The sequence below is a fragment of the Halomicrobium zhouii genome (genome assembly GCF_900114435.1).
Taxonomy (GTDB): domain Archaea; phylum Halobacteriota; class Halobacteria; order Halobacteriales; family Haloarculaceae; genus Halomicrobium; species Halomicrobium zhouii.
In genome coordinates this window covers 715,335-741,800 of sequence record NZ_FOZK01000001.1, presented here as the reverse complement: position 1 = coordinate 741,800, position 26,466 = coordinate 715,335, and the positions used below count along the sequence as shown (strand labels likewise).

28 protein-coding genes are annotated in these 26,466 nt (G+C 68.4%); 10 read left to right on the top strand and 18 right to left on the bottom strand.

The genetic code is table 11. The features are described 5' to 3' along the window. The first annotated feature begins 16 nt into the window (after window positions 1–16). From BM337_RS03500 to BM337_RS03490, 3 genes are all read left to right on the top strand, one after another. Entirely contained in the window at window positions 17–1,315 is a 1,299-nt protein-coding gene (locus tag BM337_RS03500; RefSeq protein ID WP_089813947.1) for a glucose-6-phosphate isomerase, read from the top strand. 47 nt (window positions 1,316–1,362) lie between these two features. Further along, entirely contained in the window at window positions 1,363–2,151 is a 789-nt protein-coding gene (locus BM337_RS03495) for a CPBP family intramembrane glutamic endopeptidase (protein ID WP_089813945.1), read from the top strand. 70 nt (window positions 2,152–2,221) lie between these two features. Further along, complete coding sequence (locus tag BM337_RS03490) at window positions 2,222–2,368, top strand: CopG family transcriptional regulator (protein WP_089813942.1); 147 nt, start codon at window positions 2,222–2,224, stop codon at window positions 2,366–2,368. Between the two features lie 26 nt (window positions 2,369–2,394). Here BM337_RS03490 and BM337_RS03485 read toward each other — a convergent pair whose 3' ends face one another. From BM337_RS03485 to BM337_RS03475, 3 genes are all read right to left on the bottom strand, one after another. After that, complete coding sequence (locus tag BM337_RS03485; protein ID WP_089813940.1) at window positions 2,395–2,760, bottom strand: hypothetical protein; 366 nt, start codon at window positions 2,758–2,760, stop codon at window positions 2,395–2,397. 79 nt (window positions 2,761–2,839) lie between these two features. Continuing rightward, window positions 2,840–3,298 carry an NOB1 family endonuclease gene (locus BM337_RS03480; RefSeq protein WP_089813938.1) on the bottom strand — a complete coding sequence of 153 codons (459 nt, stop codon included), beginning with the start codon at window positions 3,296–3,298 and terminating at the stop codon, window positions 2,840–2,842. Next, window positions 3,299–3,538, bottom strand: coding sequence for a PRC-barrel domain-containing protein (locus BM337_RS03475; RefSeq protein ID WP_089813936.1), 240 nt, complete (start codon window positions 3,536–3,538; stop codon window positions 3,299–3,301). A 134-nt stretch (window positions 3,539–3,672) separates the two neighbouring features. Between BM337_RS03475 and BM337_RS03470 the strand changes: the two genes are divergently transcribed. Both BM337_RS03470 and infB read left to right on the top strand, forming a co-directional pair. Continuing rightward, the gene (locus BM337_RS03470) at window positions 3,673–4,905 is read left to right on the top strand and encodes an MFS transporter (RefSeq protein ID WP_177227121.1); all 1,233 of its coding nucleotides are present in this window, start codon (window positions 3,673–3,675) and stop codon (window positions 4,903–4,905) included. 125 nt (window positions 4,906–5,030) lie between these two features. After that, on the top strand, window positions 5,031–6,845 hold the full coding sequence (gene infB, locus BM337_RS03465) for a translation initiation factor IF-2 (RefSeq protein ID WP_089813934.1): 1,815 nt from the start codon (window positions 5,031–5,033) through the stop codon (window positions 6,843–6,845). A gap of 21 nt (window positions 6,846–6,866) precedes the next feature. Here infB and BM337_RS03460 read toward each other — a convergent pair whose 3' ends face one another. After that, window positions 6,867–7,235, bottom strand: coding sequence for a hypothetical protein (locus BM337_RS03460; protein ID WP_089813931.1), 369 nt, complete (start codon window positions 7,233–7,235; stop codon window positions 6,867–6,869). A gap of 156 nt (window positions 7,236–7,391) precedes the next feature. Between BM337_RS03460 and BM337_RS03455 the strand changes: the two genes are divergently transcribed. Then, on the top strand, window positions 7,392–7,580 hold the full coding sequence (locus BM337_RS03455; protein WP_089813929.1) for a DUF8015 family protein: 189 nt from the start codon (window positions 7,392–7,394) through the stop codon (window positions 7,578–7,580). Between the two features lie 44 nt (window positions 7,581–7,624). Here BM337_RS03455 and BM337_RS03450 read toward each other — a convergent pair whose 3' ends face one another. After that, window positions 7,625–7,975: a DUF5811 family protein gene (locus tag BM337_RS03450; RefSeq protein ID WP_089813927.1), complete on the bottom strand. Its 351-nt coding sequence runs from the start codon at window positions 7,973–7,975 to the stop codon at window positions 7,625–7,627. Between the two features lie 208 nt (window positions 7,976–8,183). Then, the gene (locus tag BM337_RS03445) at window positions 8,184–8,696 is read right to left on the bottom strand and encodes a pyruvoyl-dependent arginine decarboxylase (protein ID WP_089813925.1); all 513 of its coding nucleotides are present in this window, start codon (window positions 8,694–8,696) and stop codon (window positions 8,184–8,186) included. Between the two features lie 203 nt (window positions 8,697–8,899). Between BM337_RS03445 and BM337_RS03440 the strand changes: the two genes are divergently transcribed. Beyond that, a complete protein-coding gene (locus BM337_RS03440; protein ID WP_089813923.1) occupies window positions 8,900–9,982 on the top strand; it encodes a DUF7345 domain-containing protein in 1,083 nt (360 codons plus the stop codon). Between the two features lie 73 nt (window positions 9,983–10,055). Then, window positions 10,056–10,658, top strand: coding sequence for a hypothetical protein (locus BM337_RS03435; RefSeq protein WP_089813921.1), 603 nt, complete (start codon window positions 10,056–10,058; stop codon window positions 10,656–10,658). A 54-nt stretch (window positions 10,659–10,712) separates the two neighbouring features. On the opposite strand, the gene BM337_RS03430 is transcribed toward BM337_RS03435, so the two are convergent. The 5 genes from BM337_RS03430 to truA form a co-directional block, all read right to left on the bottom strand. Then, complete coding sequence (locus BM337_RS03430; RefSeq protein ID WP_089813919.1) at window positions 10,713–11,366, bottom strand: hypothetical protein; 654 nt, start codon at window positions 11,364–11,366, stop codon at window positions 10,713–10,715. 249 nt (window positions 11,367–11,615) lie between these two features. Beyond that, entirely contained in the window at window positions 11,616–12,836 is a 1,221-nt protein-coding gene (gene pan2 / locus BM337_RS03425; protein ID WP_089813917.1) for a proteasome-activating nucleotidase Pan2, read from the bottom strand. Window positions 12,837–12,959: 123 nt separating this feature from the next. Next, on the bottom strand, window positions 12,960–15,182 hold the full coding sequence (locus BM337_RS03420; protein WP_089813915.1) for an outer membrane protein assembly factor BamB family protein: 2,223 nt from the start codon (window positions 15,180–15,182) through the stop codon (window positions 12,960–12,962). Window positions 15,183–15,265: 83 nt separating this feature from the next. Continuing rightward, window positions 15,266–17,056 carry an oligoendopeptidase F gene (gene pepF / locus BM337_RS03415; RefSeq protein ID WP_089813913.1) on the bottom strand — a complete coding sequence of 597 codons (1,791 nt, stop codon included), beginning with the start codon at window positions 17,054–17,056 and terminating at the stop codon, window positions 15,266–15,268. A gap of 87 nt (window positions 17,057–17,143) precedes the next feature. Then, window positions 17,144–17,938, bottom strand: coding sequence for a tRNA pseudouridine(38-40) synthase TruA (truA, locus tag BM337_RS03410; protein ID WP_089813911.1), 795 nt, complete (start codon window positions 17,936–17,938; stop codon window positions 17,144–17,146). Window positions 17,939–18,071: 133 nt separating this feature from the next. Between truA and BM337_RS03405 the strand changes: the two genes are divergently transcribed. After that, on the top strand, window positions 18,072–18,614 hold the full coding sequence (locus BM337_RS03405; RefSeq protein ID WP_089813909.1) for a GNAT family N-acetyltransferase: 543 nt from the start codon (window positions 18,072–18,074) through the stop codon (window positions 18,612–18,614). Here BM337_RS03405 and BM337_RS03400 read toward each other — a convergent pair whose 3' ends face one another. The 7 genes from BM337_RS03400 to BM337_RS03370 all read right to left on the bottom strand — a co-directional run bounded on the left by BM337_RS03400 (window position 18,615) and on the right by BM337_RS03370 (window position 24,977). Next, a complete protein-coding gene (locus BM337_RS03400; RefSeq protein WP_089813908.1) occupies window positions 18,615–19,025 on the bottom strand; it encodes an SHOCT domain-containing protein in 411 nt (136 codons plus the stop codon). It abuts the gene before it with no gap. Between the two features lie 56 nt (window positions 19,026–19,081). After that, a complete protein-coding gene (hisS, locus tag BM337_RS03395; RefSeq protein ID WP_089813906.1) occupies window positions 19,082–20,392 on the bottom strand; it encodes a histidine--tRNA ligase in 1,311 nt (436 codons plus the stop codon). A 125-nt stretch (window positions 20,393–20,517) separates the two neighbouring features. Then, window positions 20,518–21,663: an SDR family oxidoreductase gene (locus tag BM337_RS03390; protein WP_089815548.1), complete on the bottom strand. Its 1,146-nt coding sequence runs from the start codon at window positions 21,661–21,663 to the stop codon at window positions 20,518–20,520. Window positions 21,664–21,870: 207 nt separating this feature from the next. Then, window positions 21,871–22,467, bottom strand: a complete 597-nt coding sequence (locus BM337_RS03385; protein ID WP_089813904.1) for a DUF7411 family protein — start codon at window positions 22,465–22,467, stop codon at window positions 21,871–21,873. Continuing rightward, window positions 22,468–22,821 (bottom strand): DNA-binding protein, encoded by a 354-nt coding sequence (locus BM337_RS03380; protein ID WP_089813902.1) that lies wholly within the window; start codon window positions 22,819–22,821, stop codon window positions 22,468–22,470. It abuts the gene before it with no gap. A gap of 615 nt (window positions 22,822–23,436) precedes the next feature. After that, window positions 23,437–23,898: a 30S ribosomal protein S19e gene (locus tag BM337_RS03375; RefSeq protein ID WP_089813900.1), complete on the bottom strand. Its 462-nt coding sequence runs from the start codon at window positions 23,896–23,898 to the stop codon at window positions 23,437–23,439. A gap of 38 nt (window positions 23,899–23,936) precedes the next feature. Continuing rightward, entirely contained in the window at window positions 23,937–24,977 is a 1,041-nt protein-coding gene (locus BM337_RS03370) for a lysylphosphatidylglycerol synthase transmembrane domain-containing protein (RefSeq protein ID WP_089813898.1), read from the bottom strand. A gap of 83 nt (window positions 24,978–25,060) precedes the next feature. On the opposite strand from BM337_RS03370, the gene thiL reads away from it, so the two are divergent. Next, complete coding sequence (thiL, locus tag BM337_RS03365) at window positions 25,061–25,927, top strand: thiamine-phosphate kinase (protein WP_089813896.1); 867 nt, start codon at window positions 25,061–25,063, stop codon at window positions 25,925–25,927. The last annotated feature ends 539 nt before the right edge of the window (window positions 25,928–26,466 follow it).

Here is a 26,466-nt window from a genome sequence, read left to right as displayed (position 1 = left end):
AGTCGAGGACCGAACCATGTACGTGGACATCGGAAACGCGCTGGCGTCCGTCGCCGACCCGGGCGTCACGCGGTCCGAACTCGAGGGCATCGACGACCAGGTCGCAGCCGCCCACTCGCGCATCGCCGAGGGACGCGCGGACAACGAGTTCGGCTACGCGGCGCTGAACCTGCCCGCCCTCGTCGACGCCGGGGCCATTCGCCGTGCGGTCGAACCGGTCGCCGACGCCGGAACCGTCGTGACCGTCGGCATCGGCGGGAGCGCGCTCGGTGCGCGAACGATCACCACCGCGCTCACCGACGACGCCGGCGACAGTCACGTCGTCCTCGACAACGTCGACCCCGACGAGGTCGAGGGAGTGCTCGCCGACCTCTCCTTCGAGGACGTCGCCGTCAACGTCGTCTCCAAGTCCGGGACGACGGCCGAGACCCTGGCGAACTTCCTCGTCGTCCGCGAGGCGATGGACGAGGCCGGCGTGGACTGGACCGAGCGGACCGTCGTCACGACCGGCCAGTCAGGCCCCCTCGCAGACCTGGCCGCCGAACACGACCTGCCGACGCTCGCGGTCCCCACCGGGGTTCCCGGCCGGTTCTCGGCGCTCTCGGCCGTCGGCCTCGTGCCGGCGGCGATTCTGGGCTGCGACGTGGAGGCGATCATGGAGGGTGCCTGGGAGGCCGAAGCGACGCTCGGCCCGTCGCTGTTCGACTGCCCGGGCTACGCCTACGGCGCCGTCTCCTACGCGCTGGAGGCCCGCGGCGCGAGCGTCAACGCGTTCATGCCCTACGCCGAGCGCCTGGAACCCTTCGCCGAGTGGTTCGCCCAGCTGTGGGCCGAGAGCCTCGGCAAGGACGGCGGCGGCCAGACCCCCGCGCGAGCCCTCGGTGCCACCGACCAGCACTCCCAGCTCCAGCTCTACCGGGCGGGCCGGCGGAACACGATGGTGAGCTTCCTCACGCCGCGCGAACGACCCGGTGTCGAGGTCCCCGAGCCCGACGCCGAGGCCCTGGCGTACCTCGCCGGGACCGACCTCGGTGAGTTGCTCGACGCCGAACTCCAGGCGACCGAAGCGAGCCTCGCCGAGGCCGGCCGACCCAACGTCCGGATCGAGATCGACCGGCTGGACGCCCACAGTCTCGGGGAGCTGCTGTACGGGATGTGTGCTGCGTGTATCATGGCTGGCGAACTGGCTGGAGTCGACACGTTCACTCAGCCGGCCGTGGAGTGGGGGAAGGAGACCGCCCGCGACCTGCTGCAGGGCGAGGAGACCGAGCGGACGGCCGCCGTCGAGGACAAGACGGAACTCGTCGTCGAGTAACCGGTGCAATCTTGGCTCTCGGTCCCGAACGGTGACCACTAGCTCGCATGGAATCTACTGGTGCTGCCGTCGATCGGGTCGACGAGCGGGTGTTGCTGGTGAGCCTGTTCGGCGCGGTGGCCGTCATCTCCGGCGCGTTCTTGCTGGCGTTGATCTTCCAGTCCGTCGTGGCCCTCGCGCTCGGCGTGCAATCGCCCGAAGCGATTCAGGGCCAGCCCGGCCTCTACACGGTCCTCAGCGCGAGCACGTTCGTCGGGTTTATCGCCGCCGCCGTCGGCTTCCTCTCGCTCCGCGACGAGTGGGACGTCCTGCACGTCCGGCGGCCGACGCTCCGGGACGTGGCGTTCGTCGTCGCCGGCCTCCTCGCCCTCGCAGTAGCGGCGACGGTGACCTCCGCGCTCGTCTCGGCGATCATCGCCGTCCTGGACTCGGTGTTCGGGGTCGACGCGCAGTTCGCGACGAACGAGGTCATCGAGACCGGCCAGCAGAACCCGACGACGTTCCTCTACATGATTCCGGTCGCGATCCTGCTCGTCGGCCCGGGCGAGGAACTCGTCTTCCGCGGCGTCGTCCAGGGCCTGCTCCGGCGGGCCGTCGGCGTCGTCCCGGCGATACTGCTGGCCAGCCTCCTCTTCGGCCTGGGTCACTACCTCGCCATCGCCAGCGGGAACGCCTGGACGTACGTCTTCGTCGCTGGCGCGATGGGTATCGTCCTCGGCGCCATCTACGAGTACACGGAGAACATCGCCGTCCCCGTGGCCATCCACGGCCTGTGGAACGCCGCGATTTTCGCGAACCAGTGGGCCAACGCCACCGGCGCTTCACTGCCGTTCTGAGCCGCGTTGGGCCCCGTCAGACAGCGGTCTGACGGGTTTTTATAACACGAAATCGCATACCTGAATTCCCATGCCAACCCGGTTCGCCGTCGCGTGCGACGAGGAGCAAGCCCAGGCTGTCTCGCGCCTCGCCCACCGGTACGGCATCACCGAAGAGGAGGTCGTCAAACAGCTGATCGACCTCGGCCTGGAGTCGCTGGAAGAGGAGGCCCAGTAACGCGATCAGGCGAGCCGTCCAGTTCGCTATCGCTCCGAGTTCTCGTCGTCCGGTAATCGTTCGATGGCTTTCTCCCAGTCGTACCGCGCGATACCGCCCAGCTCGGCGAAGCGGCCGATGTACTGCTCCCGTGGAACCGGGTGCCACATTGAACCGCTTCCCTCCCAGCCGCGCGACCGCCAGAGCCACAGGCCAGTCAGGCCGATCCACAGCACGCCGAAGATAGCCAGCCCCACGAACCCGTCGGGATACGCGAGGGCGACCCCGACCGCGTCGAGCGCCACCAGGAGCGCCTGTCCGCCGAAGACCAGCCCGAAGCAGACGGCGAACGCGGCGACCAGGAACCGAAGCACCCGCTTCGGCACGCCGGAGACCGATATCGTCCGGGACACGGTCGACGGTAGTCGGGCCACTGACAAGAAGCTAGCCGGTCGCGCGCGACTGTGAGGCGAGTGACCGTCGGTCCGTACCCTACGCCGGGTTCTTCCGCGAGAGGTCGCTGCCACACACCGGACAGCGGTCGTGGTTCTCCTCGAACTCGCGGCCACAGCCCGCACACTGGAAGCGCCAGTCGCGCTGCTCGTCGATGCCCTCCTGTGCGATGACCTCGACGGCGACGTTCAGCTTCTCGGCGACGTTCTGCATCGCGTAGTCGTCGGTGACGAGGCGGGCGTCGAGTTCGAACGAGGCCGCGACGAGACGAACGTCTGTGTCGGAGAGCGTCGCGAGGTCGCCGGTCTCTCGGGCGGCCCGCTCGACGCGCTCGACGGTCTCGGGTTCGGGGATGTGCATGTGCATCCCGGAGCCCTCCAGCGCGTCGAAGCGGAACGCGCTCTCGTCTTCGAGTTCCTCGCGAACGAGCGGGATGGAAGCGATGGGCTCGTCGGTGTGATACTCGTTGATAAACGCGGACGAATCGAGGACGTACATCTAGCGCTTGATGATCATGTGGTCCTTGACCGCCTGGACCCGGTTGACGGGGACGAGGATCCGTCCGGTCTCGTCGCGGTCGAAGCCCGTCTCGCCCACCGACTCGTTGGCGTCGATCACCAGGTCGTGGAGCGCGCCGGACTTGAGGTCCATCGTGATGTTGTACAGGCTACCCAGCTCGGCACCGTCGGTGCCCATGACGTCTTTCCCCGAGAGATTCTCGGCGAGGATCTCTGTCATACTGGGCCCTTCCGAGTGCGCGAATATAAACGCCACGGGCTGTCTGACAGACGTCAGCGGCGCGAGGGGAGCGACGATGCGGGAACGACGCGAGAACGACGGCTCTAATTCGGAGGAGACGCTACGGTCGGTACATGGTTACCGTCGGCGCGCTACGCAGGTCCACGCCCGACGTGACGGCGGTGCAGCGTGACCGGGCCATCCTGGCGCTCACGATCTTCGTCGTGCTGTTCGCGCAGGTGCTGCTGTACCCCGGTGTCACAGACCTGGTCACCGCGCTGGGCGCGGTGGGGGACCTCGACGCGAGCACGTGGTTCCTGGGGTCGGAGTTCGCCGCGTTCGTCCTCTTCGCGGGCCTGTGGGGCGTCGTCAGCGACCGGACCGGGCGGCGCGTCCCGTTCATCGTCGCCGGCGCGATCGGCGGGTCGGCCGGCTACGCCGCCCTCGTCGTCATCGGCGGGACGCCGGGCGCGACCTTCGAGTCGGTGATCGTCGTCCGGTTCCTCCAGGGCGCCGCGACGATCAGCGCGTTCTCGCTGGCGATGACGATGCTGATGGATCTCGAAGGCGGCAACGGACAGAACATGGGCGCGGCCGGCATCGCCATCGGCCTCGGGACGGCGTCGGGCGCCCCGGTCGGCGGCGCCCTCACCGAAATCGGCCCGCTCGTCCCCCTCTGGGTCGCGAGCGGCGCGTTGCTGCTCGCGGGGCTGCTCGCCCTCCTCCTCGTCGACCGGGCGCCGACGGGCCAGCGGGTCGGTCTCCGTAGCGCGGTCCGCCGCCTCCGCGAGACGCCGGCGCTGGGATTCCCCTACGCCTTCGGCTTCATGGACCGGCTCACCGCCGGCTTCTTCGCGCTCGTCGGGACGGTGTACTTCCGGGACGTCTTCGACCTGGACGCGGCCGGGGCCGGGATCATGCTCGGACTCTTCTTCGTCCCCTTCGCGCTCCTCCAGTACCCCTTCGGCGTCCTCTCGGACCGGGTCGGCCGGCAGGTACCGGTCGCGGTGGGCTCGATCTGTTACGGCGGCGCCGTCCTCGCGGTGTACCTCGCGCCGACGGTGTGGCTCGCGGGCGCGACGATGGTACTGCTGGGCGTGCTGGGCGCGCTCATCTCGCCGGCGACGATGGCGCTGGTCTCGGACCTGTCCGGTGACGCGGACCGCGGCGTGGCGATGGGCGGGTTCAACGTCTTCGGCAACCTCGGCTTCCTCGCCGGATTCGTCGTCGGGAGCGTCGTCACCGATTCGTTCGGCTACGGCGCGGCGTTCGCCACCGCGGGACTGCTCGAGGCCGGCATCGTCGTCGTCGCCCTGCCCGCGTTCCTCCGCCTCGACCTCGCCCGGACGGCGACGTTCACCGAGTGAGGACCCGGTTGGAACCCCACGGGGGCGTGGTAGAGAGAGCCATCCCGCCCCACGGCGGCGGCCATTACGATGCACTTATCCGGCACCACCGGCTTCTTTCTGACAACTTCTGGACGGTGACTTCTATGGCAGAAACAGACGCAGACTCCGACGACGGACCGGACGCGGGCGCCCTTCGCACCCCCATCGTCGCGGTTCTCGGGCACGTCGACCACGGCAAGACGAGCCTGCTCGACAAGATCCGCGGCTCCGCAGTGACCGCCGGCGAATCCGGCGCCATCACCCAGCACATCGGCTCGACCGCAGTGCCCCTCGACGTCATCTCGAAGATGGCGGGAGACCTGGTCGACCCGACCGACTTCGACCTCCCCGGCCTCCTGTTCATCGACACGCCGGGCCACCACTCGTTCTCGACGCTGCGCTCGCGCGGGGGCGCGCTGGCCGACATCGCCATCCTCGTCGTCGACGTCAACGACGGGTTCCAGCCCCAGACCCTCGAAGCGGTGGACATCCTCAAGCGCACCGCGACGCCGTTCATCGTCGCCGCGAACAAGGTCGACACCGTCCCCGGGTGGAACCCCAACCCCGACGAACCGATCCAGGTGACCAAGGAGAAACAGTCCGACCGGGCCAGTTCGGACCTCGACGAGAAACTCTACGAGATCATCGGCGAACTCTCCGACAACGGCTTCTCCGCGGACATGTACTGGCGCGTCCAGAACTTCCAGGCCAACGTCGGCGTCGTCCCCGTCTCCGCCGAGACCGGCGAGGGCGTCCCCGACCTCCTGACCGTCCTCATGGGCCTCTCCCAGCGGTATCTCAAAGAGGAGATGTCCGTCGACGTCGGCGGCCCCGGCGTCGGTACGGTCCTCGAAGTGAAGGAAGCGCGCGGGTTCGGCACCACCGTCGACGCCGTCGTCTACGACGGCACCGTCCGCGAGGACGACCAGATCGTCGTCGGGGGCCTCAACGGCCCAATCGTCACGGACGTGCGCGCCCTGCTCAAGCCCAAACCGCTCGCCGAGATCCGGACCGAGCAGGAGTTCGAGCGCGTCGAGGAGGTCGCCGCCGCCGACGGCGTGAAGATCGCCGCGCCGGACCTCGATTCCGCGATGGCCGGTGCCCCCGTCCGCGTCGTTCGCGACCAGGACGTCGACGAGGTCATCGAGGCCGTCGAGGCGGAACTGGCCGACATCGCCGTCTCCACCGCGGAGGAGGGTCTAGTCGTCAAGGCCGACACGCTCGGCTCGCTCGAAGCGCTCTCGGGGACGCTCGAGGAACACGAGATCCCCGTCGTCCGCGCAGAGGTCGGCGACGTCGCCCCGCGCGACGTCCGCGTCGCCGGGACCGCCAACGAACCGACCAACCGCACTATCCTCGCCTTCGGCGTCGACGTGCTGGACGACGCCCGCGACCTGGCCGACCAGGAAGACGTGAACGTCTTCGAGAACGACGTCATCTACCAGCTCATCGAGGACTACGAGGACCACGTCGAGGCCATCGAGACCGCCCAGCAGGACCAGATCTTAGACAACATCACCCGGCCGGCACGCTTCCAGATTTTGCCGGACCACACGTTCCGCCAGTCCGACCCTGCCGTCGTCGGCGTCGAGGTGCTCTCCGGGACCGTCACCCGTAACTCCAACGTCGCGCTGTTCGACGGGGCCGAGCCCGAACGCGTCGGCCGGATGAAATCCATCCAGGACGAGGGCGAAGACGTCGACGAGGCCAGGATGGGCGACCGCGTCGCCGTCTCCATCGACGGCCCCACCGTCGGCCGACAGATCGAGGAGGGCGACGAACTGTGGACCGAACTCCCCGAGAAACACGCCAAGATCCTCGAACAGGAGCTCAAGGAGGACATCCCCGGCGACGAACGGGAAGCCCTCGGCCTCTACCTCGAGAAGCAGCGCAACCGCGACCCCTTCTGGGGCAAGTAGCGGTCCGGTGGCCGTCAGTCGCTAGTTCAGGTGCCCGTGGGCGGGGCCGACCGACCGCTCCGTTTCCCCGTACAGGTCGCGCTTGCCGTAGAGGTAGACCAGCGCGACCGACGATATCGCTAGCCCGAAGACGTTCCCGCCGACGAGGTTGAGCACGACTGCGATCCCGAAACTGATCAGCCCGACCGGCCACGCCCAAGAGTGGAGTTTGAGCAGCCCAACCGCGATGACGAGGTGTGCGACCCCGACGACGATCAGCAGCGGCCCGATCAGGAGGCCGATCAGACCCATCGCGGAGACGGCGAGGCCGTTGGCGATCCCGAGTAACCCGTCGAAGACGGCGAAGACGCCCAATAGAACGATACCGGTCGGCGGGACGTTGGTGCTCATACCCCATCCAGATGGAAGCCGTTGATAGTTCTTTCCGAGGCCTCACGGTTCGAAAGGGTGCGGCCGGCGTCCTCGTCGCCAGCGACGACGCGCCACCGGGCCGCCCTGGGTGACGTAATAACATTTAATTAGAAAACGCCCATCCGTTGAGGTAGCATGTTCCCCACCGTCCCCGTCGCGACGGCGGATCTAGTGCTGGCCGCCGTCGCCCTCCCGATGGTACTCGCGGCGCTCGTCGGACTCTTCTACTCCGTCCAGTTCGCCATCGCGCTCGGCGCGGGGAGCGTCCCCGCCAGTGGCACCATCGGCTACGCGCTGTTCTACGACCCGCCGAGTGACGGATAGCACCAACGGAGAGCGAACGCAGAGAGGAGAGAGAGAAACCGCCGTTACTGGGCGACTGCCGGCGCGTCGCCGCCCATCGCGTTCTTGACCTGGAGCGCCGCCGAGGCCGCGAGTCCGTGGACCAGGTCGTCCAGTTCGTCGTCGTCGATGCGGGCGTCGTCGGACTCGGGCGTGAAGTTCGCGCTCACGACCGCGCCCATCGGCGGCTGGACCGCGATGGTCGCGCGGACGCCCGAGTCGTCGTTCGTGATCTCCGAGCCGACGACGAACTCGGCAGGCAGCACGTCCCGCATGCGCGCCGCCATCGTCGAGAGGTCCTGCCGGAGCAACTGCCGCTGCTCGGCCGTCAGGGAGACAGTTTCGGGCTCTGCACCGAGGGGAGAGTTTCCATACATGAAGGGTTCGACTCCTCTTCGACGAGGGCGGTTAAAAGCCCAGCGGTGCTCGCAGTCGCAGTCCGTTTGCGGCTAGCGCCGCTCGCTCGTTCGCCTGTAAGCCGGCCCCTCCCTTCGGTCGGCGCCGGCCGGCTCGCGTGTCGCTAGCGCTCCCGCTCGCTCGTTCGTCGGCGCTTCACTCCGTTCAGCGCCGACCGCTGCTCACGGGTCACTCCGTTCCCCGTTCGCCTGTAAGCCGGCCCCTCCCTTCGGTCGGCGCCGGCCTACCCTCCCCATATACCGCACACACAACAGCGCCAGCGTACTCGTCCGTCGCCGTCGCCGACTCGACGACGACCTGCTCGTCGACGAAGCGCCAGTCCCGGAGTTCCCGCCCGGCCGCGAGACCCTCCCGGATCTCGGCTTCGACCGATTCGGGGTCGTCGCCGTCGACCTCGTAGAAGATGCCACGTCCCGACTCGCTGCGGGCCCAGCCGACGCCCGCCGCGACGGACTCGCCCGGCGCGGCGACGGCCGAGGACTCGACGACGTGGAGTTCGTCGCCGACGGGGCCGAGGTCCGGGGCGGTCCCGACCACCTCGATGTCGGGCCCAGCGGGGATGACCGACGACAGCGTCACCAGATTGTAGTTGTGGACGCCGGCCTCGGCCAGGGCCGCGTCGAAGGCCGACAGCTCCGTGGGACCCTCTCCTGCGCCCCAGACGAGCCTGATGAGACTCATTATCGGATCTGGACGACCTGCGCGGTAAGGCGTTTCGCTTCCGGGTGTCGCCGGTCTCTCGTCGAGAGCGACGAGAGCGACCGCGTGGGTCAGTTGCGTCGACCGTCCTCCCAGGCGTTGCTTCCCGGCAACAACCCCGAATCCAAACGAGGCCTTACCGCAACAACCCACTTTGCGCAGACTGTCGTTACGTACCCCTACGGATGCGACGGCCACGTCCCGGACTCCTGACCACGGCGCTGATCCTCTGCGTGGCCGTGGTGCCGCTCGCGACCAGCGTCCAGGCCGTCCCCTACGCACAGGCGGTCGCGCCCGACCAGCGCCTGCCGGCCCAGCAGGTCGAAGGTACCGACACCGGGTCGCCGCCAGCCGGCAACGAGACGACGCCGACCGGCACCGACGGCGTCATCCTCTCGGTCGATCTCGCCGAGAACGGGACGGCGGCCTGGGAGATCGAGTACCGGACGCGGCTCGAGGACCGCGACGACAGGACGGCGTTCTCGCGCCTCCAGCGGAACCTGGAGTCGGACGCTCGAAACGCCAGTGGCGGGTTCCACGACCGGATCCGGGGGACCGTGGCGGCCGCCGAGTCGGCGACGGGTCGAGAGATGGCCGCGACGGACTTCGACGTGCGGACCACCGTCCGACGGATCCCCCGCGAGTACGGCGTGGTCGTCTACAGCTTCCAGTGGGAGGGGTTCGCGACCGGCGAAGACGGGAAGCTCTACGCTGGAGACGCCCTCGAGGGCTTCTTCCTCAGTGGCGGCGAGCGCCTCGTCGTTACCTGGCCAGAGGGGTACGAACTCGACGCGGTCGAGCCGACGCCGGACGCACAGCGCGAGCGGACCGTCGTCTGGCGCGGGCCGACGACGTTCGGGGCGGGCGGGCCACAGCTCACCCTCAGCCAGCAGCCACTGGCCGGAACGAGCCCCGTCCCCCTCGCCGCGGCGGTCGGCGTCGTCGCGCTCGCCGCTGGCGCCTGGGCCCTCCGGGGTCGCATCGGGACGCTTCCGGCCCCCTCCCCGGGACGACTGCTCGACGACGGCAGCGGGGGCGACGACGCGGAGCTCCTGAGCAACGAGGAACGCGTCGTCCGCCTGCTGGAGGAACGCGGCGGTCGCGTCAGGCAACAGGAGGTCGCCGACGAACTCGGCTGGACCGAGGCCAAGACCAGCTACGTCGTCTCGAACCTCCGCGAGGAGCAGTGGATCCGGAGCTTCCGGATGGGCCGCGAGAACGTCCTGTCGCTCGCAGACTCCATCGACAGTCAGGGGACAGAGACGTGAGCCTCCACCGCACCACACGATCACACCACGCACGAATTTCGCTACGATCGCACCACGCACGACTTTCGCTACGATGACAGACGACCCCACGTCCGACGCTCGATCGCTCGCGCTCCTCCTGCTGGCAGCTGCGGTCGGGCTCGTCCTCTTCGTCCCGACCGCGTCGGCCCAGGAAGCATCGTGTACCGAGGTACTGGAGAACCAGAGCGACGTCCACAACGGCTCCACCGCTCCCGGCGGGCTGCTCGCCGACGCCATCGGCGACCAGCGCGACGAGATCGGGAACGAACTCGACGAGGACGGATTCGAGGCCCGCCTCGACAACGCGACCTCGACCCGAGAACGGGCCAGGGTGATCGCCGCGGAGGTCGAACGGATCGAGGCGAACGTCTCCACGATCGAGCAATGCTGGGGGACCAACGGGACCGAACCGGTCGCCAACAGGAGCCTCGACGAACTCGACGCGAGTGAGCGCGCGACGCTGGAGAACCACACGGCGTCGCTCTACGATCGCCTCAACGCGACGCGGAACGCGACCGACCGGCTTCCCCGTTCCGTGCGTAGCCGACACGACGTCGACGCCCGGCGGCTGGCGTCGCTGGAACGGCGGGTTCTGGCAGTGCAAAACGCCACGACGAGATCGGAGTCGGCGGCGGCCGACCGGTTCCCCTTCTGACGGATTCGGCGAAGCGACCGTCCCTGCCACGTGTCGAAAAAGACTCCGCGAGACTCACCCGAGGTCGGCGGGATCCACGACCTGGTCGTCGAGCAGCACCACCACGTCGTCGGTCGCCGTCTCGAACGCCGTCACCTCGCCGCTGAACAGGTACTCGTCGACACTGCTCCCGGTCACGCGCCCGGTCACGGCGTCGACCAGGTTCCCGTCCGGGTCGGCCGGGGTCCCGCCGGAGATGGACTCGACGGCGCCCGAGACGGCGAACTCGTAGTCGACCGCCGGACCCTGTGCGTGGACTGAGAGTCGCGTCGGCCCGCCGCGTTCGTCCGGCCCGTCCCGCTGGAGGTCGAGTTCGACCGCGACCTCCCCTTCGACGACTTCGAGGTCGACCATCGGGCCGGAGAAGCGGTAGGCCTCGCGCTCGCCCGCGCCGTCCAGCCGGCAGATGGCGACGTCGTCGTACGACGGTTCCGAGCCGCCCAGCAGGCAGTCCGATCCGATCTCGCCGCCGACCTCGATCCTGACGATGGCTCGGTCCGAACGGGCCTTCAGGACGATTCTGTTCGGCTTCGGGTGGCCGCGGGCCGCGTCTGCGCCGGTCCCGGCGTCGTCGGCCTCGCCTGGTCCGGCCGGGCTGTCCGTGGAGGGCTGTCCGTCGACGCCACCGGTCGCGCGTCCCGCGTCGGCGGCCTGGTCGTTGTGTGACATCACCAGATACCGGGACCGGACACAGTGTCAAGGCCGAATATCGTTCAGTTCGGTTGATGGGATTCGGGGTGAGTTCGACCCGATCAAGGCCGATTCAACCGGACAAGGGGCGCCTTACCGCCAGACGGGGCCGCGATAGCCCCCGGTTTCGGACACGACTGGCACCGGTGACGAGTAACCGCAAGCCACCACTCGACCGGCTCAGCGCGCGGATACAGGCGAACTGCGTCGGAAATAGTCGGGACCGGATCAGGCGAACGCGACCGGGAGGCTGCCGTCCTCCGCCTCGTCTTCGATCTTCTCGAGCGCGTCGTCGAAGTCGACCTTTCGGACCTCGGTGCGCTCGTCGCGGATGGCGAACATCCCCGCCTCCGTGGCGACGGAGGCGATTTCGGCCCCCGAGAGGCCGTCGGTCTGCTGGGCGATCGGGGCCAGGTCCACGTCGTCAGCGAGGTTCATCTCCTGGGTGTGGATCTCCAGGATGCGCTGGCGGCCGTCGAACTCCGGATTGGGCACCTCGATGAGCCGGTCGAAGCGACCGGGCCGCAAAATGGCCCGGTCGAGCATGTCGAAGCGGTTGGTGGCGGCGATGATCCTGATTTCACCGCGCTCGTCGAAGCCGTCCATCTCGGAGAGCAGTTGCATCATCGTCCGCTGGACCTCGGCGTCGCCGGAGGTCTTCGATTCGGTCCGCTTGGCGGCGATGGCGTCGATCTCGTCGATGAAGATGACGGCCGGTTCACGCTCGGAGGCGAGTTCGAACAGGTCCCGCACCAGTCGCGACCCCTCGCCGATGAACTTCCGCACGAGCTCGGAGCCGGCCATCTTGATGAAGGTGGCGTCGGTCTCGTTGGCGACGGCCTTCGCGAGCATCGTCTTGCCAGTCCCCGGCGGCCCGTGGAGCAGGACGCCGCTCGGCGGCTCGATGCCGACCTCGCGGAACTGGTCGGCGTTGATCAGCGGCTCCTCGACGGCCTCGCGGACCTCGCGGATCTGCTCTTCGAGACCGCCGATGTCCTCGTAGGTGACTTCGGGCGAGCCGGTGACCTCCATCGCCTGAGCGCGGGCGTCCGTCTCGGCTTCGAGGATCTGCTTGACGCTGAAGGAGTCGTTGATGGCGACCCGGTCGCCCGCGTCGAGGTTCTCGCGGATGGAGGGGGCGACCTCGGTCAGTACCTCCTGGTTGTTGCCGTGCTGTTTGACGATCACGCCGTCCTCGGTGACCTCCTCGGCCGTGGCGATGTACAGCGACGACGTCTTGAGCATCTCGTTTTCGCGTTCGAGCTGGTCGACGTCGTCGGTCAGGTCGGCCTGTCGGCCGCGGGCGGCCTCGAGTTGCGATTCCAGTTCACGGTGGACCGTCGAGAGCTTGACGAAGTGCTCCCGGAGCGCCTCGAGGCGCTCGTCGGGGGTCATTTCCGGGTCCAGGTCCAGCCGGGGTCTGTCGGGAAGCGAAGGGCTGCGCGACATCGGATATCGGTCGTACGGCATGGAACTACAAAGTGCCTTTGGGTGCGCCAGGGGTCGCCGTCTATCGAAGCCGTCGCTATCGGGCTGTCGTGGAGTTGGGCGACGCAGCCGGCAGCCGGCCGGCTACAGCGTCTCGAACCCGTAGACGAACCCCTCGTCGCTGGGGGCCGCGACGGTGCCGTCGACGACGGCCGGCCTGTCGTGGAGGCCGTGGTACGCGTCGTAGGACTGCCGGATATCGCCGGTTTCCGGGTCGAACCCGTGGAGGCGACCGCCTGCCGTCGCCGCGTACGCCGTGCCGTCCGAAGTCGTCGGCATCGAGATGGGGCCCTGGTCGGCCGAGAACTCCCACAGCGGCGAGCCGTCGGCCAGCGACAGGGCCCGGTAGTGGCTCGCCGGGGACCCGACGGTCCGGGCGACCACGACGCCATCCGATCCCGCGTCAGCGATCACTTCGAGTCCCGTGACGTTGTTCGACAGATCGCGCGTCCACACCGTCGTCCCCTCCTGGTCGACGGCCCGCACGGCGCTCCGCCAGGACGCGACCGCGTGGTCCGATCCGCCGGCGAGCGCGTACACCCGCTGGTCCACCGACCAGCGTTCGGAGCCGTCGGCGGCGTCGTACCCGTGCATGCCGTCGTCGACCTCGGCGACCACCACGTCGCCGGCGACGGCGGGCGTCGAACCCCCGACGTCGATAGATGGCGCACAACGGCCGGCACCGACGGCCCACTGCTCGCTCCCGTCGGCGGCGTCGACGGCGTAGATCGCGCCGCCCTCGTCACCCCAGCCGAAGTAGAGAGTTCCGTCGTGCAGGCGGAGACCGGTCCGCGCCTCGCCAGGGATGCTCGCGCGCCAGGCGACCGAGCCGTCCGCCGGATCGCGGGCGAGGAGGGATAACGACGTGTGAAAGCAGAACTCGTCGTTCGCGACCGGCCGGCCGACGAGGTCGTCGTCATTGACCTCCCAGCGGATCGCGCCCGTCGCGGGTTCGAGCGCGGCCAGGGCGCCGTCGTCGCCCGATGTCGAGGCGGCGTAGACGACGCCGTCCCCCGCGACGGCCACCCGGTCCGGTTCGTCGCCGACTTCGGCTCGCCAGCGGACCCCGTCCGGGCGCTCGTCGATCCGGTAGACGTCGTCGTCGTCGACGACGGCGTACAGGGCGTCTCCCGCCGATACGGTGCGGACCGGTTCCGAACCGACGGTGTCGATGTAGCGACGGGAGAAGCGCCAGCGTTCGGTCCCGTCGGCCGGGTCGAGGGCCGCGACCTCGTCGAGGACGCCCGCCCCGTTCTCCACGACCGACTGCAGCGGCACGTACAGGTGGTCGCCGTCGGCGACGAGCGTGGTACGTCGGTCGGCGATCGCCAGATCGACCGTCCACAGCGTCTCTCCCGTGCCCGCGTCGAGCGCGCGAACGCCCCGGGGGTAGTGCTGGACGAACAGGCGACCGTCCGCGAGGACTGGTGCCGTGTCGACGTTCTCCTCGAACGTTCGCTCCCAGACGAGAGTGCCATCGGCGGGCGAAAACGCGCGGACCGCGTCGTGGGCGGTCACGTAGACGGCGTCCGCGGCGACGGGGGCCGCGTACGGCGACGCGGTGACACGCCAGCGTTCGGTGCCGGCGGCCGGGTCGAGCGAGTACAGGAACTCGCCGTCGGTGAAGTAGACGGCCGACCCGTCCGGGGCGACCGCGGGAGCCTTCCGCGAATCGTTCGCCATCGATATCGACCCGACGTCGTCCGCGAAGCGCCACCGCTCGTCGCCGGTCGCCACGTCGAACGCCAGGAACGCCCCGTTCGCCATCGCGAAGAAAGCGATTCCGTCGGCGACCGTCGGCGTCGACAGTTCCGCGTCGAGGTGGTGTGACCACTTGACCGTGCCGTCGGTCGCGTCGAACGCGTACACGCAGTTCCCGAGGGCCGCGACGAGCGTCCCGTTAGCCAGCGCGAGAGCAGTTTCGTCCCTGTTGCGGTCGATCTCGCCGTCGACCGTCTCGGCCCAGCTGACGGCACCGGTGTCGCGGTCCAGCGCCGTGACCGTCGCCCCAGCCTGAACCGTGAACACGCACTCGCTACCGACGACGGGGCCGCTCGCGTCCCGGTCGAGTTCGGTTCGCCAGGAGTACATCGGGTCTGCCAGCCCGGCCCCGCCGGGATTGTATCCCGTGTTCGCGGGGTCGAACTGGTACGAACCCCAGCCGGAGGGATCAGTCGTCGCGGAGTCGGACTCCGTTTCGCCGGAACCGCGGGACGCGCTCGTGAGGGCGCCGAGACCGAGCGCGCCCGAACCGACGACGCCGAGCGCCTGGAGGACCGTCCGTCGCGAGCGAGGATGCTTCGACATTGTCCGTCTGGACTCGGTCTGGAGACAATCCTATGCAGTAGATAAGGATCGCTTAGAGAGTGTCTAAGCTGGCGAGACCGCCCTCAGACTAGCGCTGACAGTTCGTCCAGGTAGTCGCCGTACGTCGACACCGCGCGCTCGACCGGTTCGGGCGAGGCCATGTCGACGCCGGCGCCCTGCAGGAGTTCGAGCGGGTACTCCCTGGAGCCGTTCGAGAGGAAGTCGACGTAGCGCTCGGCGGCGGGCTCGCCCTCCTCTAAGATACCATCCACGAGCGCGACCGCGGCGGAGATACCGGTCGCGTACTGGTAGACGTAGAACGCGCGGTAGAAGTGCGGGATGCGCATCCACTCGCGGGCGATACGGTCGTCGACGGCGGCCGGTTCGTAATACGTGCCCTTGAGGTCGCGGTAGAGGTCGTCGAGCCGGTCCGGCGTCAGCGGTTCGCCCGCCTCGTCCATCTCGTGGGCGCGGTGTTCGAACTCGGCGAACATCGTCTGGCGATAGAGCGTCGAGCGGAACCGTTCGAGGTACTCGTTGAGGACGTGCTTGCGGAGGCGGTCGTCCTCGACCGTCTCCAGCAGGTGGTGGGTCAGCAGCGTCTCGTTGACCGTCGAGGCGACCTCGGCCACGAATATCTCGTAGCCCGAGTAGACGTAGGGCTGGTGCTCGCTGGTGTACTCCGAGTGCAGCGAGTGGCCCAGTTCGTGGGCCAGCGTGTACATCGACTCGACGTCGTCCTGGTAGTTCATCAGGATGAACGGCTGGGAGTCGTACGTACCGCCGGAGTACGCGCCGGACTGCTTGTTGGCCGTCTCGTAGACGTCGACCCAGCGCGACTCGAGCCCGTCGGCGACGCGGTCCTGGTAGGCCTCGCCCAGCGGCGCCATGGCGTCGACGACGTACTCGCAGGCCTGCTCGTACTCGACGTCGGGGGACTCCTCCTGGACGACCGGGACGTAGAGGTCCCACATCCGCAGCTCGTCCGCGCCGATGGCGTCCCGCTTCAGCTCGGCGTGACGATGCAACTTGTCGAGGTTGTCGTTGACCGTCTCGACGAGGTTGTCGTACACCTCGACGGGGACGTTCGGCCCGTCGAGTGCGGCCTCGCGCGCGGTGTCGTAGTCACGCGCCTGCGCCATCTTCACGTCCGTCTTCACGCTGTTCTTGTACGCGGCGCCGACCGCGTTCCGTACCGTCCCCCACTCGTCGTAGAACGCCTCGTACACCCGCTGGCGGAACTCCCGGTCCGGGTTCTTCTGGAGCGTCGTAAAGTTGTTGAGGGTGATCGGCTGGGGCTCGCCGTCGGAGTCCTCCACGGTGGGGAACTCCATGTCCGCGTTGGCGAGCATGTTGTACACCTCGCCGGGCGCGCCCGTGACCTCGCTCAGTTCCGCCAGCAGGGTCTCCACCTCGGCCGAGCGGGTGTGTTCTTTCATCCGGAGCACGTCGTCGAAATAGTGCTCGTACTCGGCGAGGGCGGGCTCCTCGTCAATCATCGCCTCGACGTCGTCCCACGTCAGCTCCTGGAGGGCCGGTTCGAGGAAGCTCGCCGCGCTCGACGCATCCGACGAGAGTGACTGCGAGCGAGCCGTCAGGGCCTGGTACCTGTCCCGCGTCGTGTCCTCGTCCTTGCGCATCCGAGCGTAGGAGGCGACGTCGGCGACGGTCCGCATCAGCTCTTCGTAGGTCTCCAGCGTCTCGAGGAGCGTGGCGGCGTCGTCGGTCGCCCGCCCCTCGTAGCGCTCCAGGTCCGCGACGAGTTCCTCGGCGTCCTCGTAGGCCGCCTCCCAGGCCTCGTCGTCGGCGAACAGGGACTCGAGATCCCACTTGTGCTCCTCCGCGATCTCCGAGCGTTCGGGCACCGAACTCATTACCCGGGGTTGGGCCGGTCCCCTCCTAAGCCTTTCCTGGCAGTCGTCTCGGCGCGCCACAGCGGCCCCCGTGCAGTCCTCGGACCGCTAGTCCAGTCCGTCGAGAATCGATCCGGCCACGCGCGCGTTCGTCGCGTGCTCGACGCGGCGTTCCGAGAACACCGACCGAGCGCTCGCCGCGGCCTCCGGATCGAGCGCGAACTCGACGTCGTAGGCCACGTCCCACAGCACGAGCGGCGCGGCGGATGCGGTCGGGACGCCGGCCGGTCCGGAGAGTGACTCCTGGGAGAGCACTCGCTGGATCCGCGCCAGTGTCGCCTCGCCGCCGACCACCTCGCGAATCAGCCCGACCGCTCGCCGGACCATGTGGCGCGCGAACCCGCCGGCGCGGAGTCGGATGATCAGGAACTCCCCGTCGCGCTCGACGTCGGTCTCCAGCGTCCGGACGGTGCCCCGCTCGTCGGGCGTCAGGTTGTGGAAGTCGTGCTCGCCGGCGAGGGCGGCTACGGCGTCGCCGGCCAGCGCGTCGTCGGCGTCGGGCGCGTACAGGTGATACAGGTACTCGCGCGCGAGCGCGTCGTGGGTCGCGTGGAAGGAATCGGAGACGTCCGCACTCGCCCAGACGCGCACGTCGGCGGGGAGTTCGCTGTTGAACGCCGCGGGCGTGAGCCACTCGGGGGCGTCGAAGGCGACGGTCTGGGCCAGCGCCGAGACGCCGGCGTCGGTCCGACCCGCCCCGGCGTAGGCCGGCGGTTCGTCGCCGTCGACGGCGCCGAGGCGACCGAGCGCGTCGAACAGCACGTCCTCGACTGTCGGGACGTCCGGCTGGCGCTGGAAGCCGTAGTAGGGCCGGCCGTCGTAGGCGACGCGATAGGCGCGCATGCTCTCTCGTCGCCGGGGGAGACACTTAGCGCGCACGGCTCCGGGCGAGCCCGTCGGACCACCGCCGGACGGATTCCCAGTTTCTCGGAACGGCGTCTGGGGTTTAGATGGCTGGAGGACGTAGGGACGTCCAATGGCAGCCTCCCCACCGACGGCCGACGAGTCCTTCCCGCGTCCACCGCTGTCGTTCGTCGACGGCGACGACCGCCGGATCGCTCTCGAAGCGACCGACGGCGACGACGCGTACGAGGACCTCGTGGCGATGTACGACGACTTCGCCGACGAGGACCTCTCGCAGGGAGTCCCGCCCCGCGACGAGCAGCGCCGACACGAGTGGGTCGAGGAACTGCTGACCAACGGCGTGAACGTACTCGCCCGGCACGAGGACAGCGTCGTCGGTCACGCCGTCCTCGTTCCGTTCGACGACAGGTCGGAACTGGCCATCTTCGTCCACCAGAACTACCAGCACGCTGGCATCGGGTCGAAGCTCATCCGCGCGCTCCTTGGCGAGGGGGAAGCCACCGACATCGACCGCGTCTGGCTCTGCGTCGAGCGCTCGAACGACGTCGCAATCAGCCTCTACCGCTCCGTCGGGTTCGAGACGACGGTCGACCGGATGGAACTGGAGATGGAACTGGACCTGGGTGACGGCTCGGAGACCGAAGACGGACCGTAGTTACTCGACTTCGAGGGGGCGATCTCCCTCGTCCGTTTCCGCGTCGATGTCTTCCTTCGCGAGTAGCCGCTCCAGCTGTTGCTCGAATTCCGGTTCGCCGATTTCGCCGGACACGTACTCCGAACGAAGTTCCGCGACCGGGTCCGTCGGTCCGGGGTCGACCTGATCATCGTCTACGAGATTCCGTCCCTTCGAGAACTCCCGTCCCATCCGTCGCCAGATGCCGGCTCCGTCGCTGTCAGCGACGATCGACAGCGAATCACCCAGGACTGCGACGAGCGGCACGACGAGAAAGAACCCCGTGAAGAAGATACCGCCCATGAGGCGGGGAACGCCCGCACCGAAACCGGCGAGCACCCCCAGTGCGAACGTCGTGACGATTAGCCACGCGAGTAACCGAGTACGCTCCATCGGGAAGAGACGCCCATCGTTCACAGAGGAACGGCCACGAAACAAAAATCTACTCGTCAGGCGAAGTCGTCGTAGGTCGGCCGCTCGCGGTCGCCGGGGAACTCGTCGACCGGTGCGGTCGTCTGGTCGCCCGATTCCATGTCCTTGACCGTCACCTCGTCGTTCTCCAGGTCCTGTTCGCCGACGATGACGACCGTCTCGGCGTTGATGGAGTCGGCGTAGCCCATCTGGGCGCCGAAGCTCCGGCCGGCAACGTCCGTCTCGACGACGTGGCCCGACTCGCGCAGGTCGCGGGCGATGCGGGCGGCGACGGAGCGGGTGTCGCCGACCTGGAGGAGGTAGTAGTCCGTCGACAGTTCCTCTGCGGGCCAGACGCCGGCGCGCTGGAGGAGTAGCGGGAGCGTGGAGTTCATCACGCCCGGCGCGAACCCGACCGCCGGCGTGGGCTGGCCACCGAACCCCTCGATGAGGTCGTCGTATCGCCCGCCGCCGAAGACGGAACGGGAGACCTCGCCAGTGGAGTCGAAGCACTCGAAGACGACGCCTGTGTAGTAGTCCAGCCCGCGGGCCGTCGTCAGCGACACCGTGCAGTACTCGCGCACGCCGAAGTCCTCGGCGGCCGAGAGCACGGCCTCCAGGTTCTCGACCGCGGCCGCGACGTCGTCGGATCCGGTCATCTCCGCCAGCGTCCCGAGTTCGTCCGCGTCGGTGTGGAGCATCTCGTCGAAGTTGTCCGCCTGGCCGTAGTTCAGGCCCGCGTCGGTGAGCAGGTCCATGTACTCCTCCTCGTCGATCTTGGCGCGCTTGTCGACGGCCCGGATGGCGTCCTGGACGTCGACGTCCGCCTCGAACGATTCGAGGAGGCCAGAGAGGATGTCGCGGTGGGAGACCCGGAAGTCGAAGTCGTCGCTCGTCAGCCCCAGGTCCGTGAGCACGTCCACGGCGACGGCCATGACCTCGGCGTCGGCCGACGGGTCGCTGGAGCCGAAGACGTCGATGTTGGTCTGGTAGAACTCCCGGAATCGGCCCTGCTGGGGCTCCTCGTAGCGCCAGAACGGGCGCGTCGAGAACCACTTGATCGGCTTGGGGAGTTCCTGTTGCTTGGCAACGACCATGCGCGCGACGGTCGGCGTGAGTTCGGGGGTCAGCGCCACGTCGCGACCACCCTTGTCCTCGAAGCTGTACAGTTCCTCGACGATCTCCTCACCAGACTTGTCGACGTACATCTCCGTCGGCTCCATCGCCGGCGTGGCTATCTCCCGGAACCCGTAGTTCCGGGCCGTCTCCTCGACGGTGTCGATGACCTCCCTGTGGGCGGCCATCTCCTCGGGATAGAAGTCGCGAAACCCCTTGATCCGGTCGTACATGTCACGCGCTTCGCCGAGCGCACAATTGAAACTGTCCTTCTGTGCGTCGGCGACGCTGGAGGGGACGAACCAGAGTCGGCTATCGCAGGCGACCCGCGGGAGAAAGCGGCGGTCGAAGCCGGGACTCAGCGGCGGAGTGCGCGACGGATCTTGTTTATCGAGCTCTTCGAGCCCTCACTCGTTTTGGATCCGGTTCCCTCGATCGGAATCTTCCGGAAGGACGTCGATTCCTCGCGGCGCGCCTCCGTCCGTCGCTCGTTCCGTTTCGATACGTATCGCGAGTACAGCGCCAGGCCGACGGCGCCGAGGGCAATGGCACCAACCTTGTTCAACAGGCCGCGCTGGACGGCCTGGTTGTAGAGGCTCGTCTCGGAGACGTGGCCCTCCTGGTCGCCGCGCTCCTCGAGCCCGCCGACCGGTTCGTCGACGACGTTCTCTGCGTTCGGTCGGGGCGGCAGGTCACGCTTTTGCTGGTCGAACATCGTCGACTCCATCACTTTGTCCATGAGCCGCGAAGCGGCGCGACCGAGCGCCGACATGCCGGCCCCGCCGCCGCCGACGAACACGTCGCGCTGGGGGTTCTCGGCGGCGTCCAGTATCGCCCGCGCCGCCACCTCCGGCGCGTACAGCGGCGGCGGCAGGTCCGCCTCCCGGTCCATGTAGTTCTTGGCGTGTTCCGGATACGGCGTGTCGATGGCCGCCGGCTTGACGAGCGTCACCGACACGGGCGCGCCTTCCTCATCCAGTTCCATCCGAAGAGCGTCCGTGAACCCCTTGACCGCGTGCTTGGAGGCGGAGTAGCTCCCCTGCAGCGGCATGACCTGGTCGGAGACGACGCTCCCGATGTTGATTATCGCGCCGCCGCGCTCTTTCAGGTGGTCGGCGGCCTCCAGCGAGCCGTACAGCAGCCCCCAGACGTTCGTGTCGAACTGGTCGCGCATGTCCTCGATCGGCGTCTCGTCGAGGCGCCCGTAGATGAACGCGCCCGCGACGTTGATCCACGTGTCGAAGCCACCGTAGGCGTCCTCCGCGGCCGCCGCGATTTCACGGACGTCCTCGCGGTCGCGCACGTCGGCGACGACGTATTCTGCGTCACCGCCTTTGCGCCGTATCTCCTCGGTCAGTTCCCGGAGGTCGTCCTCACTTCGGGCGGCGAGGACGACGCGCGCGCCCCTGTCGGCGGCCATCCGGGCGGTCGCCAGCCCGATGCCGGAGGTCGCGCCAGTGATGACGATCACCTGGTCCGCGACCGGTTTCAGGGTCGCGTTCACGGCGAATCGCCCTCCGTTCCGGCGCGCCAGTCTGGCGAGACCGACCGTAGTTGGCGTCGCTGTGCGTCCGAGTTCGCGGAAGAAGTTCGTGGCAGGATCATCGTTGTCCACTCCGACGCCGTGCCGGGGTTTCTCACTACGACTACCACGTCCATGACCCCGTTGCCTGCATGCTCGTGGCCGGACGCGGGCCGGCAGTCGCCTCGGTCACCGGAGGCCGACGACGCGGGACTGCGTGTGCTCGGGGAAGACATCGTCGACTACGCTCTCCCCGTACTCGTCGGCCATAAGCCCCCGTAGCTCGGTCTCGTAGTCGGCCTTGGGGACCGACTCGCTGGGGCCCGACTCGACGACCAGCCGTTCCTCGACCAGCGTGTCGATGGCACCGCGCCCGAAGCCGGCCAGCGGCGCAACGTACTCCACGCCGAACCGGTCTTCCAGGCTCTGGGCCAGTGGGCGGTCGACCGTCGGCGCCCGGTCGTCCCGGCGCGTCCCGTCCGCGACGGCTTCGAACGCTCCGTCGTCGGCGATCCGCTCCAGGGCGTGTTCGTGGACCAGCTGGATACCCCCACTCGGGTAGCCGTCCGCCACCATCCGTTCGACGGCCGCCTCCGCGACGTCGGCGCCGAGAGTCAGCGGCTCGAAGGGGAGCCCCACCGCCCCGGCCGCGTCGCGACCGTTCTCGACCACGCCCTCGTCGATGCCGAAGCTCCCGCTCACGAGCGTGACGTCGAAGAAGTCGTCCAGCAGGAGCGCGGCGAGCGTGGAGTCCTTGCCGGCGCTGTACAGCAACCCGCAGTCCATCTACCGGCGCCGGATATCGAAGCTCTTCGAGTCCGGCGTCATCTCCTCGAGCAACTGCTTCATCTTCTCGTCGTCGATCTTCCCCTGAACGCGGCCACTTTGGGCGAGAGCGACCATCTGCTGTTCGACCTGCTCGCCGACCTGGGGCTTGGACATCTTCAGCGTGTTCAGCCGCTGGCGCGCGTCGTCGGTGAGGTGCTGGCGCAGGACGGCCTTCTTCTGGGCCTCGGCCCGGTCCTGGGCAGCCTGCTGGGCCTCGGCGTCCTGACCGCCGCCTTCCTGTTGCTCCCGGAGCTGTTCCATCTTCTTCTGGCGCAGTTCGTCGAGCTCTTCCTCGTTGGGTTCCCCACTCATGGCTTACCGTATATACCGACTTCTGGGGGAAAGGAGTTTCGACCCCACCTTTTTCCTGCGGGGGTGTCCTCGCACGGCTTCGCCGTGCTGCGGGCACCCCACTTGCAAAAACGTGGTCCACGCGAGCGAAGCGAGTGTGGGCTCGGGAGAGCTCTGCTCTCCCGGCGGCGAAAAAGTGCTTCTCGCTCGGCTTCGCCTCGCGAGAAGTGAACCAGCTCGCTCCGTTCGCCGGATGCTTGACCGCAACTACCTCAACAACCAATCTAGGTTCCCTGTTTACACTACCGCCGACTCTTGCTTACAATATCCAGAACCCAATGATCAGTTGAGCAGGCGTGAAATTCTCTGGCAAAACTTCTGTATGCGGGAGACACGAGCATACCGCTCGCCGCCGGCGAGCGGTTTCACCGGTCGCGCGGAGCGCGACCGGCCTTTTTCTCCGCCGTCGGAGCGTAGCTCCGACGAGCCCTGCGTTCGCGGAGCGACCCCAGGACGACGTTCGCAAGTGCTCCGCACTTGCGAGCCCATCAGACGCGCTTCGCGCGTCTGAGGGCGTTTTTTGGCGGGGGTTGAGCGCGGCGAAGCCGCGCGAACCCCCCCGTGAAAAAAGGTCGTCTAGGCGTAGCGCTCGAGGTCCGGGCGGTCAAGGTCCCGGAGGACGTCGCCCGCGAGTTCGTCGAGGAACGCGGTGCCCTCGGCGGAGACGCGCCGTCCCTCGCCGCCGGCGGCCTCGATGTAGCCGACTTCCTCGAGCTGCTGGAGCGCGGTCCGGATGACGTTCCCGGAGGCCTGGGCCTTCTGCGGGGGCCGGACCTGGTAGCGGTTGGAGCCGCCCTTCGAATCGCCGTACTCGGTCCGGAGGCTGTTGACGCCGACGGGGCCGTCGACGGCGACCTTGCGCAGGAGGCTGGCGGCGCGGCGCTGCCAGAAGTCGTCCTGTTCGGGGGGCAGTTCGCGGGAGTTGCCAGTCTTGGTGAACTCGGCCCAGTCGGGGGCCTCGATTTCGTCCTCGTCGGCGAGCTCGACCGCGGCGGCCTCGATGAGGTCCTCCGCAGGCACGTCGTAGAGCGTCGTCATTGCAGGATGATTCCCGTCGGCGTCATTTAAGGCCATCGTTAGCGACCGGTGACGTCGCTCCGGTCGGCCCCGAGCGCGCTCGCGACGCCGCCGCCGACGAGCGTCGGGAGCCAGTACGTCGCGCCGCGGTGGATGAGGACAGCGGAGGTCGCGATGGCCGGCGACACGGGCGTGAGCGAGACGAGCAACGTCGCGATGACCGTCTCGATGGCGCCGGACCCCCCAGGGAGCGGCGTCACGCTGGCGATGGAGCCGACGGGGATCACGAGGAGCACCGCCGCGAAGGGGACGTCGATGGCGGGGGCCAGCGAGTACAGTGACAGCCACAGCGACGTCGAGAGGGCGAGCCAGCCGAGCGCGGAGAACCCCAGGGCGCGAAACAGCGTCGAGCGGTCGCCCGCGACCCGGTCGATGGCGAGGAAGAACCGCTCGATGCGCTCCGCGATAGCCGCGGGCGTCGGTGCGGACCGGCCGGGGACGAGTCGCCAGACGGTCCGGACGACCGGGGTGATCACCCGGACGACGGCGGCCTCGAGTTCGTACCGGTACCGCCAGCCAAGGTACGAGCCGACGGGGAGGGCGACGGCCAGTACGGCCACGGCGCCGGCGGCGAACAGGAGGTTCCGGCCCAGTCGCACGGTACCGGCGATGACGAAGGTGAACCCCACCAGCGAGAACCCGATAGTCGGGACGAAGTGGAGCGCGTCGACGCTGGCGATGGCGGCGAGTCCCGTCTCGTACTCGCTGTCGGCGGCCTCCGAGATGAGCAGTGCACTCACCGGTTCGCCGCCGGCCTGGCCGAACGGGGTGACGTTGTTGGAGAACACGGCCGCGGCGTAGACGAGGATCGCAGTCCGGGCCGACACCGGCGAGCCGAGGGCGTCGAGGACGGTCTGTAGCGCGAGCCCCCACGAGGTGAGCCAGACGGCGGCGACGACGATGACGAGCCCGATGACGGGGAGGCTGGCCTGCGTGAGGGCTCGAACGATGTCGTCGACGCCGACGACCCACACCAGGATAGCGAGCACGACCAGCGCCCCCGCGAAGCCGAGTACGGTCGGGAGCCGGTCGCTTTCCATGGCAGTACAGAGGCGTGGCGGCCGTTTCAACCCCACGATGGCGGAGACCGACGGTTTTAGTGTTTCGCCGTCGACCCACGTCCATGGACGAACGGGCGGCCCTCGACGTGCTCGCCGACCGCCTCCCCACCGCCGGCGACGACTGCGCGGTCGTCGACGGGCAGGTGCTCACGACGGACATGCTCCACGCCACGACCGACTTCCCCGAGGGGACGACCCGCTACACCGCCGGCTGGCGCGCCATCGGGGCCTCCCTCTCCGACGTCGCCTCGATGGGGGCCGCGGCGACCGCCACCGTCGCCGTCTACGGCGCCCCCACGTTCGACGAGGACGACCTGCTGGCGTTCGTCGACGGCGCCGCCGACGTCTGCGACGCGGTCGAGGCCGAGTACGTCGGCGGCGACCTCGACAGCACGGACGAACTCACCATCGTATCGACCGCACTCGGCCGGACGGACGACCCGGTGTTGCGCTCCGGTGCCGAAGTCGGCGACGCCGTCTGCGTGACCGGGACACTGGGCCGAAGTGCGGCGGCGTTTCGCCTGTTCGAGCGGGGCGACGTCGAGATAGCCAACGACCTCTACCAGTTCCTCCCGCGCGTGGCCGCGGGCGTCGCGCTCCGCGAACACGCGACGGCGATGATGGACTCTAGCGACGGGCTGGCCCGCTCGCTCCACCAGCTCGCCGAGGCCTCCGGCTGCGGGTTCGCCGTCGAGTCACCGCTCCCCATCGACCCGAGCGTGGACGACGTGGCGACCGACGACGCAGACCGACTCGAACTGGGCGCGTTCTTCGGCGAGGACTTCGAGCTAGTGTGTACGATGCCCGAATCGAATCTATCGCGTGCACGCGAGGAAGTTCCCTGTGAGTTGACCAGGATCGGGACAGTGACCGAGTCAGGCGTTACGCTCGACGGAGATCCGCTCCCCGATCGCGGCTGGACGCACTAACGCTGAGAGGGTGGCGTTCGATTACTGGCTTGCCTCTCCGAGCGGTCTGTACAGTGTGTAGAGGTATCGTTCGATGGGTTTCGAACTGGTGACAGAACTTGAGACGGCAACAAGTCGAAAGCCCTCGGCGCGCTCGCCCTTTCAGTCCACCAGGGACAGCCGTCGCTCGCGCGATAAAACGCGCTCGCGATTGATGCCACCACACCTCCCCGGTCACGCCTGGCGGCGCGACACGCGTCCTGACCGCTCCGCAACCGCGCGGCGGTCGGCCGGGAGCGCGTTTCATCGCGCGACCAGGGGAAGGGAAGGCTCCGGTGCCGTCCTGGTGGACTGAAAGGGCGAGGCGGGCTCCGGGAACCCCGGTCCACCAAGCACCGGAGCGGAGCGAGGAGCGCAGGTGGACCGCGGGACCGGAGCGCGCCGAGGGCTTTCTAAGTGTTGTTGGCGGTCTCCTTTCTTTCAGCATCAACCCAGAAGAATCACCCGCTCAGTACACACAAGCCACACACCAGGAGTCTCTGCGACCGAAGCTAGCACGA

Excerpts from the sequence above, each read along its gene's own strand:
- BM337_RS03500 (WP_089813947.1), top strand. The coding sequence starts at position 17 with ATGTACGTGGACATCGGAAACGCGCTGGCGTCCGTCGCCGACCCGGGC.
- BM337_RS03495 (WP_089813945.1), top strand. The coding sequence starts at position 1,363 with ATGGAATCTACTGGTGCTGCCGTCGATCGGGTCGACGAGCGGGTGTTG.
- BM337_RS03490 (WP_089813942.1), top strand. The coding sequence starts at position 2,222 with ATGCCAACCCGGTTCGCCGTCGCGTGCGACGAGGAGCAAGCCCAGGCT.
- BM337_RS03480 (WP_089813938.1), bottom strand. The coding sequence starts at position 3,298 with ATGTACGTCCTCGATTCGTCCGCGTTTATCAACGAGTATCACACCGAC.
- BM337_RS03475 (WP_089813936.1), bottom strand. The coding sequence starts at position 3,538 with ATGACAGAGATCCTCGCCGAGAATCTCTCGGGGAAAGACGTCATGGGC.
- BM337_RS03470 (WP_177227121.1), top strand. The coding sequence starts at position 3,673 with ATGGTTACCGTCGGCGCGCTACGCAGGTCCACGCCCGACGTGACGGCG.
- infB (WP_089813934.1), top strand. The coding sequence starts at position 5,031 with ATGGCAGAAACAGACGCAGACTCCGACGACGGACCGGACGCGGGCGCC.
- BM337_RS03460 (WP_089813931.1), bottom strand. The coding sequence starts at position 7,235 with ATGAGCACCAACGTCCCGCCGACCGGTATCGTTCTATTGGGCGTCTTC.
- BM337_RS03455 (WP_089813929.1), top strand. The coding sequence starts at position 7,392 with ATGTTCCCCACCGTCCCCGTCGCGACGGCGGATCTAGTGCTGGCCGCC.
- BM337_RS03450 (WP_089813927.1), bottom strand. The coding sequence starts at position 7,975 with ATGTATGGAAACTCTCCCCTCGGTGCAGAGCCCGAAACTGTCTCCCTG.
- BM337_RS03445 (WP_089813925.1), bottom strand. The coding sequence starts at position 8,696 with ATGAGTCTCATCAGGCTCGTCTGGGGCGCAGGAGAGGGTCCCACGGAG.
- BM337_RS03440 (WP_089813923.1), top strand. The coding sequence starts at position 8,900 with ATGCGACGGCCACGTCCCGGACTCCTGACCACGGCGCTGATCCTCTGC.
- BM337_RS03435 (WP_089813921.1), top strand. The coding sequence starts at position 10,056 with ATGACAGACGACCCCACGTCCGACGCTCGATCGCTCGCGCTCCTCCTG.
- BM337_RS03430 (WP_089813919.1), bottom strand. The coding sequence starts at position 11,366 with ATGTCACACAACGACCAGGCCGCCGACGCGGGACGCGCGACCGGTGGC.
- pan2 (WP_089813917.1), bottom strand. The coding sequence starts at position 12,836 with ATGTCGCGCAGCCCTTCGCTTCCCGACAGACCCCGGCTGGACCTGGAC.
- BM337_RS03420 (WP_089813915.1), bottom strand. The coding sequence starts at position 15,182 with ATGTCGAAGCATCCTCGCTCGCGACGGACGGTCCTCCAGGCGCTCGGC.
- pepF (WP_089813913.1), bottom strand. The coding sequence starts at position 17,056 with ATGAGTTCGGTGCCCGAACGCTCGGAGATCGCGGAGGAGCACAAGTGG.
- truA (WP_089813911.1), bottom strand. The coding sequence starts at position 17,938 with ATGCGCGCCTATCGCGTCGCCTACGACGGCCGGCCCTACTACGGCTTC.
- BM337_RS03405 (WP_089813909.1), top strand. The coding sequence starts at position 18,072 with ATGGCAGCCTCCCCACCGACGGCCGACGAGTCCTTCCCGCGTCCACCG.
- BM337_RS03400 (WP_089813908.1), bottom strand. The coding sequence starts at position 19,025 with ATGGAGCGTACTCGGTTACTCGCGTGGCTAATCGTCACGACGTTCGCA.
- hisS (WP_089813906.1), bottom strand. The coding sequence starts at position 20,392 with ATGTACGACCGGATCAAGGGGTTTCGCGACTTCTATCCCGAGGAGATG.
- BM337_RS03385 (WP_089813904.1), bottom strand. The coding sequence starts at position 22,467 with ATGGACTGCGGGTTGCTGTACAGCGCCGGCAAGGACTCCACGCTCGCC.
- BM337_RS03380 (WP_089813902.1), bottom strand. The coding sequence starts at position 22,821 with ATGAGTGGGGAACCCAACGAGGAAGAGCTCGACGAACTGCGCCAGAAG.
- BM337_RS03375 (WP_089813900.1), bottom strand. The coding sequence starts at position 23,898 with ATGACGACGCTCTACGACGTGCCTGCGGAGGACCTCATCGAGGCCGCC.
- BM337_RS03370 (WP_089813898.1), bottom strand. The coding sequence starts at position 24,977 with ATGGAAAGCGACCGGCTCCCGACCGTACTCGGCTTCGCGGGGGCGCTG.
- thiL (WP_089813896.1), top strand. The coding sequence starts at position 25,061 with ATGGACGAACGGGCGGCCCTCGACGTGCTCGCCGACCGCCTCCCCACC.